Annotated in this window: 15 protein-coding genes; 6 read left to right on the top strand and 9 right to left on the bottom strand. The window is 68.2% G+C overall.

Going from position 1 to position 17,391, the window contains the following annotated elements; all coding sequences use genetic code 11:
- Window positions 1-2 precede the first annotated feature (2 nt).
- Together IM660_RS18905 and IM660_RS18910 are read left to right on the top strand one after the other, a co-directional pair.
- Window positions 3-2,027, top strand: coding sequence for an ABC1 kinase family protein (locus IM660_RS18905; RefSeq protein ID WP_210769031.1), 2,025 nt, complete (start codon window positions 3-5; stop codon window positions 2,025-2,027).
- A 1-nt stretch (window position 2,028) separates the two neighbouring features.
- Complete coding sequence (locus tag IM660_RS18910) at window positions 2,029-2,580, top strand: MarR family winged helix-turn-helix transcriptional regulator (protein ID WP_193497298.1); 552 nt, start codon at window positions 2,029-2,031, stop codon at window positions 2,578-2,580.
- Window positions 2,581-2,672: 92 nt separating this feature from the next.
- Here the strand turns inward: IM660_RS18910 and IM660_RS18915 are convergent, their stop codons facing one another.
- Window positions 2,673-3,023, bottom strand: coding sequence for a VOC family protein (locus IM660_RS18915; protein ID WP_193497299.1), 351 nt, complete (start codon window positions 3,021-3,023; stop codon window positions 2,673-2,675).
- Between the two features lie 83 nt (window positions 3,024-3,106).
- Here IM660_RS18915 and IM660_RS18920 point away from each other — a divergent pair, with 83 nt between their 5' ends.
- Window positions 3,107-3,874, top strand: a complete 768-nt coding sequence (locus tag IM660_RS18920; RefSeq protein ID WP_193497300.1) for a copper homeostasis protein CutC — start codon at window positions 3,107-3,109, stop codon at window positions 3,872-3,874.
- Here IM660_RS18920 and IM660_RS18925 read toward each other — a convergent pair.
- The 5 genes from IM660_RS18925 to IM660_RS18945 all read right to left on the bottom strand — a co-directional run bounded on the left by IM660_RS18925 (window position 3,864) and on the right by IM660_RS18945 (window position 8,609).
- Window positions 3,864-4,580, bottom strand: a complete 717-nt coding sequence (locus tag IM660_RS18925; protein WP_193497301.1) for a methylated-DNA--[protein]-cysteine S-methyltransferase — start codon at window positions 4,578-4,580, stop codon at window positions 3,864-3,866. The two genes, IM660_RS18920 and IM660_RS18925, sit on opposite strands and share 11 nt — an antisense overlap.
- Window positions 4,577-5,047 carry an RNA polymerase sigma factor gene (locus tag IM660_RS18930; protein WP_193497302.1) on the bottom strand — a complete coding sequence of 157 codons (471 nt, stop codon included), beginning with the start codon at window positions 5,045-5,047 and terminating at the stop codon, window positions 4,577-4,579. Before IM660_RS18930 ends, IM660_RS18925 begins: the two co-directional genes overlap by 4 nt.
- Before the next feature lie 43 nt (window positions 5,048-5,090).
- Window positions 5,091-5,549: a hypothetical protein gene (locus tag IM660_RS18935; protein WP_193497303.1), complete on the bottom strand. Its 459-nt coding sequence runs from the start codon at window positions 5,547-5,549 to the stop codon at window positions 5,091-5,093.
- A gap of 213 nt (window positions 5,550-5,762) precedes the next feature.
- Window positions 5,763-6,647, bottom strand: a complete 885-nt coding sequence (locus IM660_RS18940; RefSeq protein ID WP_193497304.1) for a sulfite exporter TauE/SafE family protein — start codon at window positions 6,645-6,647, stop codon at window positions 5,763-5,765.
- 21 nt (window positions 6,648-6,668) lie between these two features.
- A complete protein-coding gene (locus IM660_RS18945) occupies window positions 6,669-8,609 on the bottom strand; it encodes an HNH endonuclease signature motif containing protein (RefSeq protein WP_193497305.1) in 1,941 nt (646 codons plus the stop codon).
- Between the two features lie 319 nt (window positions 8,610-8,928).
- On the opposite strand from IM660_RS18945, the gene IM660_RS18950 reads away from it, so the two are divergent.
- The 3 genes from IM660_RS18950 (at window position 8,929) to IM660_RS18960 (ending at window position 13,901) form a co-directional block, all read left to right on the top strand.
- A complete protein-coding gene (locus IM660_RS18950) occupies window positions 8,929-9,828 on the top strand; it encodes a glycoside hydrolase family 43 protein (protein WP_193497306.1) in 900 nt (299 codons plus the stop codon).
- Between the two features lie 163 nt (window positions 9,829-9,991).
- Complete coding sequence (locus IM660_RS18955) at window positions 9,992-10,750, top strand: MerR family transcriptional regulator (protein ID WP_193497307.1); 759 nt, start codon at window positions 9,992-9,994, stop codon at window positions 10,748-10,750.
- 289 nt (window positions 10,751-11,039) lie between these two features.
- Window positions 11,040-13,901 carry a sugar-binding domain-containing protein gene (locus IM660_RS18960; protein WP_193497308.1) on the top strand — a complete coding sequence of 954 codons (2,862 nt, stop codon included), beginning with the start codon at window positions 11,040-11,042 and terminating at the stop codon, window positions 13,899-13,901.
- An 80-nt stretch (window positions 13,902-13,981) separates the two neighbouring features.
- On the opposite strand, the gene IM660_RS18965 is transcribed toward IM660_RS18960, so the two are convergent.
- Genes IM660_RS18965 through IM660_RS18975 form a run of 3 tightly spaced genes read right to left on the bottom strand, consistent with a single transcriptional unit; the run spans window position 13,982 to window position 17,363 of the window.
- A complete protein-coding gene (locus tag IM660_RS18965; protein ID WP_246465036.1) occupies window positions 13,982-14,887 on the bottom strand; it encodes a carbohydrate ABC transporter permease in 906 nt (301 codons plus the stop codon).
- The gene (locus IM660_RS18970; protein WP_246465037.1) at window positions 14,884-16,008 is read right to left on the bottom strand and encodes a carbohydrate ABC transporter permease; all 1,125 of its coding nucleotides are present in this window, start codon (window positions 16,006-16,008) and stop codon (window positions 14,884-14,886) included. Before IM660_RS18970 ends, IM660_RS18965 begins: the two co-directional genes overlap by 4 nt.
- Complete coding sequence (locus IM660_RS18975) at window positions 16,005-17,363, bottom strand: ABC transporter substrate-binding protein (protein WP_193497309.1); 1,359 nt, start codon at window positions 17,361-17,363, stop codon at window positions 16,005-16,007. The genes IM660_RS18970 and IM660_RS18975 overlap by 4 nt, the downstream gene beginning before the upstream one ends.
- Between the last annotated feature and the right edge of the window lie 28 nt (window positions 17,364-17,391).

Raw genomic sequence — 17,391 nt, forward strand, 5'->3', positions numbered from 1 at the left:
TCATGATGGACTTCCTCGGGGCACAGTTGTACCTCTGGTCGGTCCTGCTCACCGTGTTGCTGTTCGGCCTGTTCGTCCGGCGGGTGATGGGCGTACGGCTCGGCCTGCTGCGCACGTTCGTCGCCGCACTCATCGGCGGGGCCGCGGGGCCAGCTCTCCTCGGGGCGCTGCTCCCACCGCCGTCCCCGGGCGCCGACCTGCTCACCCTGGTGCTCTACACCGTGCTGATGGCGGCTGTCGCTCTCGTGGTGGCCATGTTCGCGCTTGCGGTGATCGAGATGCTCATACCCGACGGGTCCCTGCCCGGCCCGGTGACGGCAGCGCGATCACTGCGGGGCCGCATGCGCCGCAGCGGCCGGTACGTGCGGTTGCTGCGGATCGTGGTGCGGCACGGCCTGGTCCGCTTCCTGCGGGGGCGCTCGCACCGGGCAGTCCGTACCCAGGAGGAGCGGCACGCCCTGGCGCGATCGCTACGTCGCGCGCTGGAGGACGGCGGTGTCACGTTCGTCAAGCTCGGCCAGCAGCTCTCCACCCGCCGCGATCTGCTCCCCCCGGAAATCACCGCCGAACTGGCGCGACTGCAGGACGATGCCGCACAGCTGGAGTGGGGCGTGGTCGAGCAGGCAATCGAGAGCGAGCTCGGGCAGCCGTGGCGAGAGGTGTTCGCCTCCGTGGATCCGGTGCCTGTGGCGGCCGCATCGATCGCACAGGTGCATGCGGCCACCACGCCCGACGGCGACGCTGTCGTGGTCAAGGTGCAGCGGCCGGGGATAGCGGAGCAGGTGGCACGGGACGTGGAGATCCTGCGGCACCTGGCCACGACGCTCACCGCCCGCGCCGCCTGGGCGGCGGACCTCGGCCTGGCCGATCTGGTGGAGGGTTTCGCTACGGCTCTCACCGAGGAGCTGGACTTTCGCATCGAACGCGACAATCTGCAGGCCGTGGCAGCCGGGCTCGCCGAGTCCGGAGCGGAGGACGTCGTGACCGCGACCGTGTGGCAGAACCTGTGCACCCGCCGGCTCCTGGTGATGGGGCGTCTGGAAGGAGTCCCCCTCGGTGAGGCAAGCGGGCTGCTGACTGCCCTCGGCGCCTCGCGGCGCCAGCACCTGGCGAGCGAGTTGTTGCGGGTGGTGCTCGACCAGGTGACCCGGCAGGGGGTCTTCCACGTCGATTTGCACCCGGGCAACCTGCTCGTCCGCAGCGATGGCACCCTGGGGATGCTCGATCTGGGATCGGTGGGGCGCCTCGGTTCTCAGTCACGTTCCGGTGTGGCCCGCCTGCTCGCTGCGCTCGGAACCGGTGATTCCGTCGCGGCGACCGATGCGCTCCTGGAGGTGGTGGAGCGGCCGGACCGGGTGAATGAGCGAGTGCTGGAGCAGGAACTCGGGGAGATCCTGCTCCGCTTCGCCCCGCCCGTTGCCACTGGCACGGCAAGCACGGCAACACACCCCACCCCGGCGGCACCGGCGAACATCGCCGGTGCCGTGGCCGCCCTGTTCCGCCTCCTGGCCCGGCACCGGCTCGGGATCCCGCCGCAGCTGGCGGCGGCGTTCCGGGCGATCGCGACGCTGGAGGGAACACTCGACCTGATCTGCCCTGGGTTCGACCTTGTCGGCGGAGCACGGGAGGCGAGCAGGGCACGGCTCCAGGCCGACCTGGACCCGGCGCAGTTGCGCCGCCGGGCGGAGTCCGAACTGGTGACGGCGCTACCGGTGCTGCGTCGTCTCCCCCGCCGGCTCGACCGGATCGCCGACGCTGCCGAGCACGGCCGGCTGCAGGTGAACGCACGGCTGCTGGCACATCCGGAAGACCGCCGGTTCGTCACCCGCTTGTGGCATCAGGCCCTGCTGACGATCCTGGCGGCGACCGCAGGACTGATGGCCACGGTGCTCTACCTGGTGGCACCCGGTCCGATGGTGACCGATGAGGTCGGCCTGTTTCATGTGATCGCCACAGCCCTGCTCGCTGGCTCGGTGATCCTGGTCCTGCGGCTCCTGGTGGTCTTCTTCCGACGAGAGGAGGGCTGAGATGTCCGACCAGACCGCGAGCCCGAACACTGGCACTGGCACTGGCACTGGCACTGGCACTGGCACTGACGAAGGTGATGTGACGGCGTCGGACCCGCAATGGCTCAGCGACGCCGAACGCAACGCATGGCTCGACCTGGCGGGTTTGCTGCTGCGCCTGCCGGGCACCCTGGACGCGCAGTTGGAGCGAGACTCCGGGCTGAGTTTCTTCGAGTACATGGTGCTGGGGATGCTGGCCGAGCAGGAAGGCGGCGAGCTGCAGATGAGCAAGCTGGCCATCCTCACCAACGGCTCACTCTCCCGGCTCTCGCACGTGGTGCAGCGGCTCGAGCGACAGGGTCTGGTTCGCCGCACGCCGTGCCCGCAGGACCGTCGTGCCCGGCATGCAGTACTCACCGACGAGGGACTGGCGCGGGTGGAGGCAGCTGCTCCCGGGCACGTGGCGCATGCGCGGGCCCTGGTCGTGGACGCCGTCGATGCAGCGGATCTGGAGGCGTTCGGCCGAGTCGCTGCCACGATCCTGGACCGGGTCGACGCTTGGCAGCGGGGCTGAGCGAGCTGAGGGCGATCGGCGCCGACGGAGTCACACGTGCGGTGATCCACGTGGGGTGATCCACTGGGCCGGGCTCCTGATGATCGTGGCCGTCAGTGCGACCCTGCTGCGGCGACGCAGAACACGTTCTGCTGCGGGTCGGCCAGGATCACCCACCGGAAGTCACCCATCGCATGCTCGTCGACCGGCTCTGCACCGGCCTTCTTCAACCGCTCGACCTCGGCATCCAGATCGGGTGCGAGCAGATCGAGATGAACGCGGTTCTTCCCGGGTGTCGGGTCGTCGACCTTCTGGAACGCCATCAGGAGCTTGGGTGATTCGACCACGTAGAACCAGCCATCGTTCTCCTCGACGATCGAGCCGCCGAGCTGCTCAGCCCACCAGGCGGCAAGCGGGCCGGGATCGGTGCTGTCGACGGTCACCATTGCCATTGTGAGTGTCATGCGTGTCAGGCTACGACCCGGCACCGACATTCACTCAGCATCCCCGTCATGGCCCGCACCCGGGCAGGAAAGGACCCTCCACGATGACCGCACTCGAGGTCGAGCTCTCCGTCCAGGATCCGGCAGGCGTCGCTGCGGCCGCCCAGCTGCGCCCTGACCGGATCGAGCTGTGCACCGCACTCGACCTGGGTGGTCTCACCCCGTCTGCCGCGCTGATCGACGCCGCTGTCGCTGCCCGCGCCGCCGGTGGCCCCGAGGTCCATGTGCTCGTGCGCCCGCGGGCAGGGCACTTCCACTATGACCAGGCAGAACTGGACGTCATCCTCGCCGACTGCAGGGACGCCGTCGAGCGTGGTGCGGACGGCGTGGTGGTGGGGGCAGCCACCGCCGACGGGACCAGGCTGGACCTGCCGGCGATCGAGGCGATGATCACCGCGGCGGGCGGTGCGCAGGTGACCGTGCACCGGGTGATCGACACGATGCCCGATCCTGCCGGCGCGGCCAGGCAGCTGCGCGGGCTCGGCGTGACCCGCATCCTCACCTCCGGCGGCGCACCGGCGGCCATCGAGGCGCTCGACGTGCTGCGGTCGATGGTGCTGGCCTGCGGCGACGAGATCGCTGTGATGGCCGGGTCGGGCGTGCGACCGGAGACGGTGCCCGCACTCGCCCAGACCGGGGTGGCCGCGGTGCACGGCTCAGCCAGTCGGCGCCTGCTGCCGGCCAACGCGGCCCTCGCGCTGGGCAGCACGGACGACGGGTCCTATGCCACCACCGATCCGGATCTGGCGCGGCGGTTCATCGCAGCCGCTCGTTCGGCGCGCCCGGCCCCGGCAGCGGGCGCTACGCCGTGACGCCCTCGAGTCCGAGGAGCAGCCGCTTGGCCTCCACCCCGCCGCGGTAGCCACCGAAGGTTCCGTCGCTGCGCACCACCCGGTGGCAGGGCACCAGCACGGGCACCGGGTTGGTCGCACACGCACTACCGACCGCCCGCACGGCACGCTCAGAGCCCGCCGCGCGGGCGACTTCCGCGTAGCTGGCGGTGCGGCCGTAGGCGATCGTCGGCAGTGTCTGCAGTGTCTGCAGTACCTGGCGGCGGAACCCGGCCGCCAGGGTGAGGTCGATCGGGACGTCGAACCGCCGTCGGGAGCCTGCAAAATACTCCTCGAGCTGGCGAGCGGCAGCATCCAGGCGCCTCGGGGCGGCGAGCACCCGTGGGCTCAGGCGCGCGGCCAACTCGGTCAGGACCACGTCGAAGTCCTCCTGCGCGAACGCCACACGCACCACGCCCGCGGGCGTGGCGGCCAGCAGCAGATCCCCGACGGCGGAGCTCACCGTCCGGTAGGCCACGTCCAGCTGGCCGTGTTCTTCTGCCTCGCGGACGAGACGGGTGTGCAGGTCGCGCAGGTGAGCGTCGTCGTCGGGAGTGGTCAGGGTGGGCAGGGCGGTCAAGGCGGGCAGGGCAGTCAGGGGGCTCAGGTGCCGCGGCTCATGCTGGGCAGGCAGGGGGGTGAATTCACGCGCGGCGTGGTGGGCAGACGGTGCGGTAGATGCGCTCATCGGACTTCTTCCAGGTAGGTGCGGCGCAGGCGGGCGATGCCGTCGGCGGCGGCGCGGCGGGCGGCGGCCGGGGTGCCACCGAGCAGGGCTGCCACCTCGGCGTGCGGGAGACCAGCCACATGGTGGTAGACGACGGCGGACTGCTGCTTGGCCGGGAGGTCTCCGATCGCCTCCCACAGGTCGCGCTCCCATCCACCGGGCTGACCGTGGGTGCTCGGACGTTCGGGCACCTGGTCGGTGGGGTGGGTCCGGGAACGGGCGCGGTGGGTGTCGATGGACTTGCGCCGGGCGATGGTCACCAGCCAGGCCTGCACGTTGGTCTCGGCCGGGAGGTCCGGGTAGGCGCGCATGGCGGCAAGGAACGTCTCGGACCACGCATCGTCGGCATGGTCAGGCCCGGCCACGGCACGGCAGACCCGGAGCACGGTGGCGCCGTGCTCGGCGACGACTTGTTCGAACGGTCTCACGCTAGGTAGACGCGCGGGGGCGGTCCGATGTGAGGTGCCGATGTCACGTGTCCTCCGCGAGCCCGAGCACCTGGGCCTGGTCGACCGGTTCGAGCTCAGTGCCGTCGGGCCGGACGATGCGCCGGTCGCCGAGCGGGTCGTCCAGGCGCACGGTCTCGACGGCGCTGAGCAGATCGTCGGTGCACCCCTTGCCGATGATGCGGGTTCCGGTCGGATCCACCCGGGTGCCCTGCAGCTCCACAGTCTCCTCGGTCTCGAGCACCTCGACACCGTTCGGGTCGTGGCAACTCGAGGAGCCGACCTGGTAACGCACGAGCAGATCGCGCTCGCCCGCGATCGCGACCGCCTCCACCGGGGTCGCGGAGACGACGGGGAACCCGATGGCGAGGGCGTACACGGCAGCGATGGCCGCGATCACTGTCAGAGCGCCGAAGGTCGAGAGCATCGCAGCCCGAAGACGCGTGCGCCGCTCTTCCGGCAGCCCTGACTCCTCGCGTCCCATGCAGGCATCATCTCGCGCGCCGCGCCCCGCGGCACAGCGATCGGGATTCGTCGGGCTCCCTCGACGACCGCCAACCGACCTCTCCGACGGCGCCACCTGCCCGCTCACGGGCCGAAAGTTCGGCCCATGAGGGGTGAAAGGGTCGAAAGTTCGGCCCATGAGGGGCGAAGGTGCCGAACTTTCGGCCCATGGGCGGCGGGTCAGAACAGCGGGTCAGAACAGCAGGTAGCCAGCGCCGACGATCGTCAGGGCGATCACCAGGCGCTCGAACAGCGCCTGGTTCATCCGGGCGACGAGCCAGCGGCCGACGAAGGCGCCCAGCACCACCGTGGGCACCAGCACGAGGTCCATCAGGAGCGTCGGGACGGTGATGAGCCCGATCCCGACCGAGAAGGGCAGCTTGACCAGGTTCACAACGGCGAAGAACCAGGCAGCGGTGCCGAGGAAGGTCTTCACGGAGAACTTCGAGGCAAGGAAGTACATGGACATCACCGGTCCGGCGGCATTGGCCACCATCGTGGTGAAGCCACCGAGGGTGCCGTAGATCCCGGCCTGGACGTGCTGGGCGGCCCGTCCGGCCACAGGGGCGTGTGGAGATGGCGGGGCGTGCGGAGATGACTGAGAGCCGAGGGTTGTCCCCTGACCTACCCCAGCCGCCTCATGGGCATCTTCCTCCCGCGCAGCCGCCTCCCACGCAGCGGCCTCCCGCGCAGCTCGGACGTCCCGGCGCCGTTCTGCCTGTCGTCGCCAGATGGTGATGCCGATGACCAGGAGCAGGATCACACCGATCACACGGCGCACCTCAGCGTCATCGGCGAGGGCAAGGAAGACAGCCCCGAGCACCAGGCCCGCGAGGACCGTCGGAACCAGGCGGCGCAGTACTGCCCAGTCTGCGTGCTTGCGATAGGTCCAGATCGCGAACGCGTCTGCGACGATCAGCAACAGGAGCAGCGCTCCCGTGGACTCCCGGGCCGGTAGCAGCGCCGCGAAGATCGCGATCGAGATGGTGTTGGCGCCCGGAAGCGCCGTCTTGGAGATGCCGACCAGAACGGCGGAGATGCCGAGCAGCACCCACGCGATAGCGGTCAGTTCTGGCACGGTGCCACCGTACTGGCGCGCCTACATCGGCGCCCAATCCGAGCAGCCCGTAGATCCGTCCCACCCGCGGTCAGCACCTCTCACCCCAAGTCCATCCCACTGGCGGTCAACGCCGTCCTCCCCGGGCTCGTACCGCTCCGGTCTGTCCTCCTCAAACTCGTCCCAGCCGCGCTCCGGCCGGTCCTCCTCGACCTCAGGCTCCACCCCCGTCCAGATGGCGGCAGCGTCCTCACGCAGCTGTGCACTCAACACGCTCAGGTCAGCGTGCTCCGGAAGTCGCATGTACACGTGACCGGTGCGAGTACGCCACGTCGTGATCCCGGTTCGGGCATCCCGCTCCACCTCGAAGGCACGCTCGGTCTTGGCCTGGTGATGTCGGCGGCAGAGTGCGTGCAGGTTGGAATCCACCGTCTGCGCCCACGCCGCGAGAGCCGGATCGAAGGGCACGATGTGGTCGATCTGGCAACGCCATGCGGGCACGAGGCAACCAGGAAAGCGGCACGTCAGGTCTCGCTCGAGGATCGCGTCCCGCACATACTGCGCAGGCAGATAGGAGTCGGAGGCGAGCAGGCCCAGTCCGCTGGCCAGCAACGAGCACGGATCGTGACCACTGCGCCCACGCTGGTGGACCCAACCGATCAAGTGCCGGGCATCGGTTCCGTCAGGTGTGCCCGGTGGACGACCACGAGGAAGGACGCTGTTCATCGGGTCATACCGCCACCAGGGGTCATCAGAGGGACCAGCTGGAGGGCCAGGACCGTCGCGTCCCTGCTGCACACAGCAGTCGAGCAGGCCATCGGGCGTATACCTACCCGAATCCTCATCGCCTCTGCTCATACCCGGCACACTCGCTGCGCCGGAAGCGCGCGGCACAGAAGCGCTCGGCACGCCGGGAGAACCCGAGGCACGCAGCGCAGGTCCACTGGCAAACCGCCACTCGAGGGTCGCGTCCACGGCGAGGCGGCGCGCAGTCTTCGCGCTGATGGGCCCGTAGCCATGCAGCACCGCAGGGCTCTCGTCATCCCCCGCGAGCACCGCCTCGGTCACGGTGATGCGAATCGCTGGAGCCCGACCGTGCCTGCTCGGAATCCGCCCACCTCCTGGTGTGTACCCCGAGGTGAGAACGTCCCGGAAGAGATCGGCGAAAGCGTCGGCACGCCGCTGATCAAGTGTGCGGGTGTCATCGGCAGCGCAGTCGGCTGCCAGCCCGTCGACCACGGTGTAGGCCATGGCCGCCGCCTCGGCCGAGACCAGGGCACTGAACCACTCCATCTGGTGAGGTGCAGGCTCACGCACGACCCGCCGTCGGCTCATGGCCTTCTCACGGGCACGCTCGGCGCCCTCCGGGTCGACGGCGAGCACCGCGGCATCGAGCTCGCGTCGCAATTGTGGTGCCGTGTGCTGCTCACCGAAGGCCACCCCGTGCTGCTGAATCGCTCGCGCTTGCTGGAGCTTCAGATCGCGAGTGGCGTCGGTAATGAGTTCTGCCTTGCGCGGCGTGAGCACACCACGATGGAGCGCATCGCGGACATCGGGCGCTTCGACCAACGCCTCGGCCCGGCCCACCAAAGTCTCCGCGCCATAGCCCGTGGTGGCGAGGCGGGCCGCCAGCTCATCCACCGTACGGGTGGTTCCAATCGAGCCTCGACGGCGCTCCATCAGTTCCACCACGAACTGGCCTTGCAGCGAGGCGACGTGGTTGAGGAGCCGATCGCCTGCGGCGATCAGCTCGACGAGCAGTGCCTCATCCGGCGTGGAAAAGCCGTCGCACTCCTGCTCCAGGAGACCGAGCAGCCCGGCATCAGGTGCAGCCTCGGCCACGACGGAGGCCGTCTGCGAGGACAGTGCATCAACGGACCACGACGGCGCCGACCGATCCTCGGCCCGGGCAGCCGCGAAGCGTTCACGCAAGGCCGGTGCGGCAGCGGGCGCACCACCGGAGCCAGATGTGTCTGCGGCCATCGTGAACCACCTCCTCAGCTACCCTTCGCGCGGTATCTGAAGTAGATCATCGACCACCGACATCGAACGGATGTCGCACACGGCACCCGCGTTCCTGGGCCCAAAGCACGGGCTACGGAGCTGGTGAATAGGGTCCGGTCCAGCCGTGGCCACGCCAAGCGTCAGGTGCCCGCAAAGGCGGCACCTGCCAACCACATCAGCGAGGGTGACATCGGCCCGCCATGTGGTTGCACGCCCATGCGATCAGAACGGACATCCAAGTATCGGCTTGCGAGGCAAGACCTCCCCCGCGTCCGTACTGCCGCGTATCCTGCACCGCATGCCCCGCCTGGCCGAGATCCAGATCCGCGACCCCTTCGTGCTCCCAACCCCTGACGGCGAGTACTACCTCTACGGCAGTACCGACGCGAACATCTGGTCCGGTCCGGGCACCGGATTCGACACCTATCGCTCCACGGACCTCGAACACTGGGAAGGCCCGATCCCGGCCTTCCGGCCGCCGCCCGGGTTCGTGGGGACCACCCAGTTCTGGGCTCCTGAGGTGTACGCCTATCGCGGTCGCTACGTCATGTTCGCCACGGTGAACGGCCCGGAGGTGATGCGGGGAACGCACGCACTCATCGCCGATACGCCCGCCGGCCCGTTCCAGCCGCACAGCGACGGTGCGCTGACGCCGCCAGCATGGCAGTGCCTGGACGGCACGCTGTTTGTGGATGCCGACGGCGACCCGTGGATGGTCTTCTGCCAGGAGTGGCAGCAGGTGCACGACGGGGGGATGCACGCGGTACGCCTGACGCCGGATCTGCGTGCAGCCGCCGGCCGCCCACAGTTCCTCTTCAACGCGTCCGAGGCGCCGTGGGCACGTGACCTGCGGCCCAGCATGACGGCGGAGAAGGCGGCCACGTACCGGTTCGCGTGCTACGTCACCGACGGCCCTTTCCTGCACCGCACGCCGGATGGGACTCTGCTGATGCTGTGGTCCACGATGGGCGCGACCGGGTACACGATGGGACTGGCCCGTTCGAGCAGTGGGCACGTGACCGGGCCGTGGGAACAGCTCGCCGAGCCCCTGTGGGACCGCGACGGCGGGCACGGCATGGTGCTGCGCACCCACGACGGGCGCCTGCTCGTCACCTGGCACGAGCCGAATGACACGCCGAACGAGCGCGCCGTGCTCCGCGAGATCGTCGAGGACGGCGGCCGGTTCCGCCTGGTGTGAGAGGACCGCCTCCCTCGCCGGCGGCCATCTGCACATCCCGCACACCCGCGCACATCCTGACGCGCCCCTGCACACCTCCGTACGCCGCCGCATCCGTGATGCACTTGACTTTGACGCAACGTCAACGTCGAGACTCATGTGCGTTCGAACCGAAGGGAGCATCATGACCGAGATGACCGAGTGGTCCATGCACGAGATCACCCGTGCCACCGGCACAACGAGCCGCACGCTGCGCCACTACGACCAGATCGGCCTGCTCCCCCCGGCGCGGATCGGTGCCAACGGGTACCGGTACTACGACACCGACGCGCTCGTGCGGCTGCAGCGCATTCTGCTGCTGCGCGAGCTCGGGCTCTCGCTGCCCGCCATCGCCGAGGTGCTGGCGGGAGATCAGAGTGAGGCCGAGGCCCTGCGTACCCATCTGGAGCTGCTCGAACTCGAGCGCAGCCGGCTGGAACGCCGGATCGCGTCGGTGCGCACCACGTTGACCAAGAGAGAAGGAGGTGAACATCTCATGGCATCAGAGATGTTCGACGGTTTCGACCATACCCAGTACGAGAACGAAGTCACCGAGCGCTGGGGGCGCGAGGCCTGGCAGTCCAGCGACACCTGGTGGCGATCGCTCTCCGCTCAGGAGAAGGCTGCGTTCCAGGCCGAGCAGGAGCAGATCGCCGCCGGCTTCATCGCTGCTCACGAGGCCGGTACTGCACCGGACTCGGCCGAGGTCGCCGAGCTGTGCCGGCGTCATCACCTGTGGCTGGGTCAGTCAGTGAGCACAGTGAGCAAGGCGTATTACCTCGGCTTGGCCGACATGTACGTCGCCGACCCACGGTTCGGGAAGAACTACGGGGGCTCTGACGGCGCGGAGTACGTGCGCGAGGCGATGCGTGCGTACGCCACAACCGCCGAGTTCACGCCGTAGCCGGACTCATCCCGCCATCCACCGCCGAACGCCGACGTGTGCGGCATCTTCTGAGCGCAGGACGTCGCACACGTCGCGTTCGGCAGCGGCGCGGCCGCGCGCGTGGATATCACGGCGGGTATGACTCGACCCGGCCGATCATCGAATCGTCCAGCCTCAGCACCGGATCATCCCTTCACTACCTCCACGGGGCTCCCTAGCATCGACAGTGCCTCCTCGAGATGCCCCGGCACGGGTCATCGCTGCGCCTACATCTGGCCCTGACCTCCACCGCTGAAGGACGTGCTCCATGCCTGACCACTCCCGCGCTCCCGAGCTCACCAGCGACACCGAACCCATCGATCGGATCCTCGATCTGGCCGGTCGATGGGAATGCGCCCTCGACCGCGACGGCGTCGGCGAGCTCGAGCAGTGGTTCCGTCGCGATCTTCCCGGCGAGTCCACAACGATCACCCTTCCCGGATCCGTCCAGCACCAGGGTCTCGGAGATCCCGTCACCGTCGACACCCCGTGGACCGGCGGCATCGTCGACCGCTCCTACTTCACGGACGACGTCTACGCCCCCTATCGCGAGCCTGGCAACATCGCCGTGCCGTTCTGGCTGCAGCCGCAGGTGTACTACCAGGGCGCAGCATGGTTCCAGCGTGAGATCCACGTGCCCGAGGACTGGCAGGACAGCCGGGTCGAGCTTGCGCTGGAACGCGTGCACTGGGAATCGACCGTCTGGGTCGACGACGACCGCATCGGTTCCGAACGAAGCCTGACGACGGCGCACCGGTTTGACCTGGGCGTGCTCTCCCCGGGCACCCACCGCCTCACGATCCGCGTCGACAACCGGGCCGTGGTCGACGTCGGCCCGAACGCGCACAGCGTTTCCGATCACACGCAGGGCAACTGGAACGGCGTTGTCGGGGCGCTGACCCTCACCGCCCAGCCCGAGGCGAGGATCAGCCAGGTGCGGGTGTTCCCCGAACTCGCCACTCGCTCCGCCCTGGTGAAGGTGGACATCACCGCAGGCAGCCGCAGTGCTGGCACCGGGCGCGTCGAGGTCACCGCGCGTTGTCACCGCGCCACCGGCGCCACCGGCACCACCGACGTCGGCCCGGTCACCGCCGAGTTCGAGGCCGAATATGGCCGCGACCTGAGCGAGCGCGGTCTGACCGCCAGCGGCGCGCACGTGGACGTCCACCTGCCGCTCGGTGAGGACGCAGCCACCTGGGACGAGTTCGACCCGGCGTTGTACGAGGTCACAGTGCGACTCACCACCGAGATCCACGGCACCGAAAGCCGCGACACGGTCCGCACCACCTTCGGGCTGCGGGAGATGGCGACCGACGGTACTCAGGTGACGATCAACGGCCGCCGGACCTTCATCCGCGGCACGCTCGAGTCTTGCGTCTTCCCGCTCACGGGCTACCCGCCCACCGACGTCGACTCGTGGCGCGAGATCGTCGCCACCGTGCAGGCGCACGGGCTCAACCTGCTGCGATTCCACTCCTGGTGCCCACCCGAGGCTGCCTTCGTCGCCGCCGACGAGGCAGGGCTCTACCTGCAGGTCGAGGGCCCGATCTGGGCGAACCAGGGCGCGGCCATCGGTGAGGGACGGCCCGTGGACGCCTTCCTGGCCGAGGAGACCCGGCGGATCCTGCGCGAGTACGGCAACCATCCCTCGTTCGTGATGATGGCGCACGGCAACGAGCCGGGCGGCCGTGACGTCGAGCACCTCGCCGCGTGGGTCGCCGGATGGCGCGCGCACGACCCGCGCCGTCTCTACACCTCCGGCGCGGGGTGGCCGGCGATTCCCGAGAACGACTTCGACAACATCCCCCACCCCCGAGCGCACCGCTGGGGCGAGGGGCTGCAGTCGCGCCTGAACGGCCGCCCACCGGAGACCGAGTCCGACTACACCGAATGGGTGCGTGATCGGCCCGTGATCAGTCACGAGATCGGGCAGTGGTGTGCCTACCCGGACTTCTCCGAGGTCGAGCGCTACACGGGCCTGATGCAGCCGAGGAACTTCGGCATCTTCGCCGACTTCCTGCGCGAGGCGGGGATGGCCGATCAGGCGGAGGAGTTCCTCCACGCCTCCGGCAAGCTGCAGGCGCTCTGCTACAAGGAGGACATCGAGGCGGCGCTGCGCACCGAGGGCTTCGGCGGCTTCCACCTGCTCGGACTGTCCGACTTCCCCGGCCAGGGCACTGCGCTGGTTGGGGTGCTCAACCCGTTCTGGGAGTCCAAGGGGTACTGCACCGCCGAGGAGTTCTCCCGCTTCTGCGGGCCGACCGTGCCGCTGGCACGCCTTCCCCGCCGCATCTGGGCCGCCGACGAGCAGATCACCTTCGATGTTCAGGTAGCCCACTTCGGTCCCGCTCCCCTGCATGCGCAGGTGCGCTGGAGCCTGCGAGCCGACGACGGCGCGCCCCTGCTGGACGGTGTCGTCGCCGAGCAGGAGATCACTGTGGGCAACGGCACCCGGCTGGGGCCGGTGGTCGCGCCGGCCACTGGCCTGACCGCGCCTGCCAGGGTCACGCTGGTGGTCACGATCGCGGACTCCTCCGGTGCCGTGCACGAGAACGACTGGGACCTGTGGGTCTACCCTGCTGTCGACGTCGAACCGTCCGGGCTGGTGACCACGTCCGATGTGCAGCACGCCATCGACCGGGCTACAGCGGGCGAGGATGTGCTGCTCGAACTCACCCCGGAGAGCATCGGCAACGACATCGCGCTCGGGTTCACCCCGGTGTTCTGGAATACGGCGTGGACGAAGGGGCAGGCTCCCCACACCCTCGGCATCACCCACGATCCGACGCACCCGGTGTTCGGCGCTTTCCCGAGCGAGGGCCACACGTCCTGGCAGTGGTGGGAGCCGCTGCACGGCGCTCGTGCGATGCTGCTCGACGGCTTGCCAGGCTCGCTGCGCCCGCTCGTGCAGCCGATCGACACGTGGTTCGAGGCGCGCCGCCTGGGCTGCCTGGTCGAGGCCCGGCTCGGCGAGGGCAGGATCGTTGTCAGCTCGCTCAACCTCGATCCGGGCGCCGACCGGCTCGCGGCCCGGCAACTGCGGGCCAGCCTCCTGGCCTACATCGGCGGGCCTGCGTTCGCGCCGACGGAGACCATCGACGCCGGTCAGCTCCGCAGTCTGCTGCGTTGACGCAGCGAAATCCCTCGTCGTTCTGGTTGCTGCGCCGTGACCAGAACGACGAGGGATTTCGCTGCTGGGGGTGTTGCGGCCTAACCCTTCACCGAACCCGAAGTCAGGCCACGGACGAAGAACCGCTGCAGGAAGAAGAACACCAGGATCGGCAAGGCCATCGAGAAGAAGGCGCCGGCCGAGAGGAGTTCCTCGCCCTGGCCTTGGGTACCGAGCAGCTGCTGTAGCTGCACGATGACCGTGGCGTTCGAGGGGGCCAGGAACAACTTGGCGATGAGCAGGTCGTTCCACACCCACAGGAACTGCAGCGTCGCGAACGCAGCGATCGCCGGCATCGCCATCGGCGCCACCAGCAGCCAGAAGGTCTGATAATGGCTGGCGCCGTCGATCTTGGCCGACTCGACTACCGAATACGGCAGCGTCGACATGTAGTTGCGCAAGGTGTACACGCACAGCGGCATCCCGAACCCGGTGTGCAGCAGCCACGTGGCCACGAACTCACCCGAGATCCCGATCCCGTTCGGCCCGAGCATGTTCAGCATCGGCTGGAATGCCACCTGGATCGGCACCACCATCACGCCAACGATGATCACGAACAGCGTCTCCTTGAACCTGAAGTCCAGGAAGGTGAACGCATAGGCGGCGAATGCAGCGAACATGATCGGCAGGATCGTCGCCGGCACGGCCACGACGACGGTGTTGAGGAAACCGACGCCCATATCTGCCGCACCGGTGAAGACCCCGACGTAGTTGTCCCAGGTCCACCCCTGGCCGAACGGGTCGGTGAAGACCGTCCACCAGCCGCTGCTGACGATGTCATCCCGGCTGCGCAGCGAATTGATCAGCAGCCCGAGAGTGGGGATCGACCAGAGGATCGCCAGCAGGACCGTGACGATGATGGAGGTCCAACTGCGGGGACGACCGTCCTTCATGTAGGAGGGCTGACGCTTGGGCTTGGCCCTGGAGACCTGAGCGGTGGCGGTCATCGCGCCGCCTCCTTCCGGTAGTGCCGCACCTGATAGATCAGGATCGGCGTCACAAGGATCAGCAGCACCACCACGATCGCGGACGCCCGGCCGGCGCGCTGGAAGGTGAACAACTCCTGGAAGAAGAGGTTGGCGATCACGTTCGTGCTGGCCTGACCGTTGGTGAGCACGTAGATGATGTCGAAGACCTTCAGCACCAGGATCGTCACGGTGATGAAGACGGTGATCATCGTGCCCTTGATCTGCGGGACGATCACGCGGAAGAACACCTGCGCCTCGTTCGCACCATCCATACGGGCCGCTTCCAGCGTCTCCTCCGGAACGCCCTTGATCCCCCCGGAAAGCAGGATCATGGCGAATCCGGCCTGCATCCAGATGAGGATCACCATCATCAGGAACGAGTTCAACCGCAGTGTGTCCACCCGGATCCAGTTCTGCGCGTCCCCGCCCAGACCTGTGACGATCGAGTTCAGCAGCCCGACGTCAGGATTGGGGCTGTAGATCTGGATTGCCCAGATCGTCGACGCCGCCACGAACGAGATAGCCATCGGCAGGAAGATGAAGCTCTTGGCAACCTTCTCTCCCTGCGCCGAGAGCCGGTCCGCGAACAAGGCGACGACTAGACCGACAACGACCGTGACAGCTGGCACGACGATCAACCACAGAGCGTTGTTGGTCAGCGACAGCCAGAACTCGCCGCTGCCGAAGATCGCGACGTAATTGTCGAATCCGACATAGGCGGTGCTGTCGTTGTTCGCGAAACTGTAGTTGACGGTCTGCACCGTCGGGTAGACCAGCACCAAACCCAGCAGGAAGAAGGAGGGGAATACGAAGACGTAGGGGATGACACCCTCGGAGAAGCGCTGCGGAAGCCCCTCGATGAAGACGTTCACGAAGTAGAACAGCAGTGCTGCTCCCCCGACACCGGCGATCATGCCGATCACGGCCATCAGGAGCCGGTTGTCGAAGAACCACTCCGGGTAGTACGCCAGCGCGAGGAAGACGTTCGCGGCGGCCCACGCGACGACGACCGCGCCGATGACACCTACGACGATTCGCGCCGGACGGGCCCCACCAACCTTGCGCGGAGGCGACTCCGCCGGCGCGACGGTGGCGGTCACGAGTCCTCTCCCTCGCCTACCGGCCAGCTCTCCTCGATCGCGGTCGTGACATCCTCGGCCGAGGCACCGTTCACCCAGTCGACCATGCCCGTCCAGAAGGTCCCGCCACCGACGGCGTTCGGCATCAGGTCCGATCCGTCGAAGCGGAAGACATCCGCGTCAGCGACGATCTCAGCGGTTCGCCGGGTGAGCTCGTCCGGGTAGAGGCTGGCATCGAAGGTGGAGTGCGGGGAGAGCCACCCGCCGGCCTGCGCCCACGGACCACCGAACGAGTCCGACGTGAGGAACTGCATGACGGAGATCGAGTCAGGGTCGTCACCGTTCATCAGAGCGGCGAGGTCGCCACCACCGAGGATCGGCTGGTCGGTGTAGTCACCGGATGCCGACCGCGGGAACACGAACAGACCCACCTCGGAGTCCAGGTTCGCCTGAATCTCCGAGGGCATGAAGCCGGTGATGAAATTGCCCTGTCGCTCCATCAGGCACTCGGCCGGCTCCTCGAACGCGGGCAGGATCGCCTCACTGAACGGCACGGCGAGCACGTTCGACGGCCCACCCAGCACGTTCCCGTCCTCGAAGATCAGATCGCCGTAGGCATCGAAGGCCTCGATCACCCGGGGGTCGTTGAACGGGATCTCGTGCGAGGTCCACTGGTCATACACCTCCGGACCGTGCAGCCGGAGCATGTACTCCTCGATCCAGTCCGTACCGACCCATCCGGTGGCCTGGTCCGACTCCCACCCCATGCACCACGGCGCCACGCCGTCGTCGCGGATCTGCTGGGCGATATCGGCGAGGTCGTCCAGGGTCTCCGGCTCGGTGCTGTAACCGCCTGCCGCGTACGCATCCTGCGGATACCAGACGAGCGACTTCACCGCCATGCGCATCGGAGCCCCGTAGACACGCCCGTCCTCGTCGGTCGCTGCGTCCAGGAATCCCGGGACCAGCGTCTCCTCGAGCGAGGCCATGTCGAGATAGAGGTCAACCGGCTGGACTGCGTCTGCCGCAGCCTGTTCCATCAGGCCACCCGGCTGCGGGAAGATCGCGACGTCCGGCGCCTGGCCGGAGCCGGTCCGAGCCCGGATGGTGTTCGTGAAGTCCTGGTCCGAGGTGTATTCGACGTCGATACCGGTCCGTTCTTCGAACTCTTCGAGCGAGGCGTTGAATGCCTCAGCCTCCGCGCCGCCGAACGCTCCCAGGATCGTCACGACCCCGTCGCTGTCCGTCTCAGCATTGTCCGGTCCGAATCCGCTGCCACTGCCACTGCCGGGCTGCTGCAGGCACCCAGCAAGCAGCAGCGCTCCCGTCGCGGCGAGACTGGTCGCCGCAACCTTCCGGCGCATGCACTGCGTCATCTGCAGACTCCTTCGTCCGATTCGGTAG

Origin of the sequence: Ruania alkalisoli (assembly GCF_014960965.1) — a bacterium.
GTDB lineage: Bacteria > Actinomycetota > Actinomycetes > Actinomycetales > Beutenbergiaceae > Ruania > Ruania alkalisoli.

Coding starts and splice junctions, on each gene's coding strand:
- IM660_RS18905 (WP_210769031.1), top strand. CDS start 3: ATGATGGACTTCCTCGGGGCACAGTTGTACCTCTGGTCGGTCCTGCTC.
- IM660_RS18915 (WP_193497299.1), bottom strand. CDS start 3,023: ATGACACTCACAATGGCAATGGTGACCGTCGACAGCACCGATCCCGGC.
- IM660_RS18975 (WP_193497309.1), bottom strand. CDS start 17,363: ATGACGCAGTGCATGCGCCGGAAGGTTGCGGCGACCAGTCTCGCCGCG.
- IM660_RS18960 (WP_193497308.1), top strand. CDS start 11,040: ATGCCTGACCACTCCCGCGCTCCCGAGCTCACCAGCGACACCGAACCC.
- IM660_RS18965 (WP_246465036.1), bottom strand. CDS start 14,887: ATGACCGCCACCGCTCAGGTCTCCAGGGCCAAGCCCAAGCGTCAGCCC.
- IM660_RS18935 (WP_193497303.1), bottom strand. CDS start 5,549: ATGGGACGCGAGGAGTCAGGGCTGCCGGAAGAGCGGCGCACGCGTCTT.
- IM660_RS18925 (WP_193497301.1), bottom strand. CDS start 4,580: ATGAGCGCATCTACCGCACCGTCTGCCCACCACGCCGCGCGTGAATTC.
- IM660_RS18955 (WP_193497307.1), top strand. CDS start 9,992: ATGACCGAGATGACCGAGTGGTCCATGCACGAGATCACCCGTGCCACC.
- IM660_RS18945 (WP_193497305.1), bottom strand. CDS start 8,609: ATGGCCGCAGACACATCTGGCTCCGGTGGTGCGCCCGCTGCCGCACCG.
- IM660_RS18920 (WP_193497300.1), top strand. CDS start 3,107: ATGACCGCACTCGAGGTCGAGCTCTCCGTCCAGGATCCGGCAGGCGTC.
- IM660_RS18910 (WP_193497298.1), top strand. CDS start 2,029: ATGTCCGACCAGACCGCGAGCCCGAACACTGGCACTGGCACTGGCACT.
- IM660_RS18950 (WP_193497306.1), top strand. CDS start 8,929: ATGCCCCGCCTGGCCGAGATCCAGATCCGCGACCCCTTCGTGCTCCCA.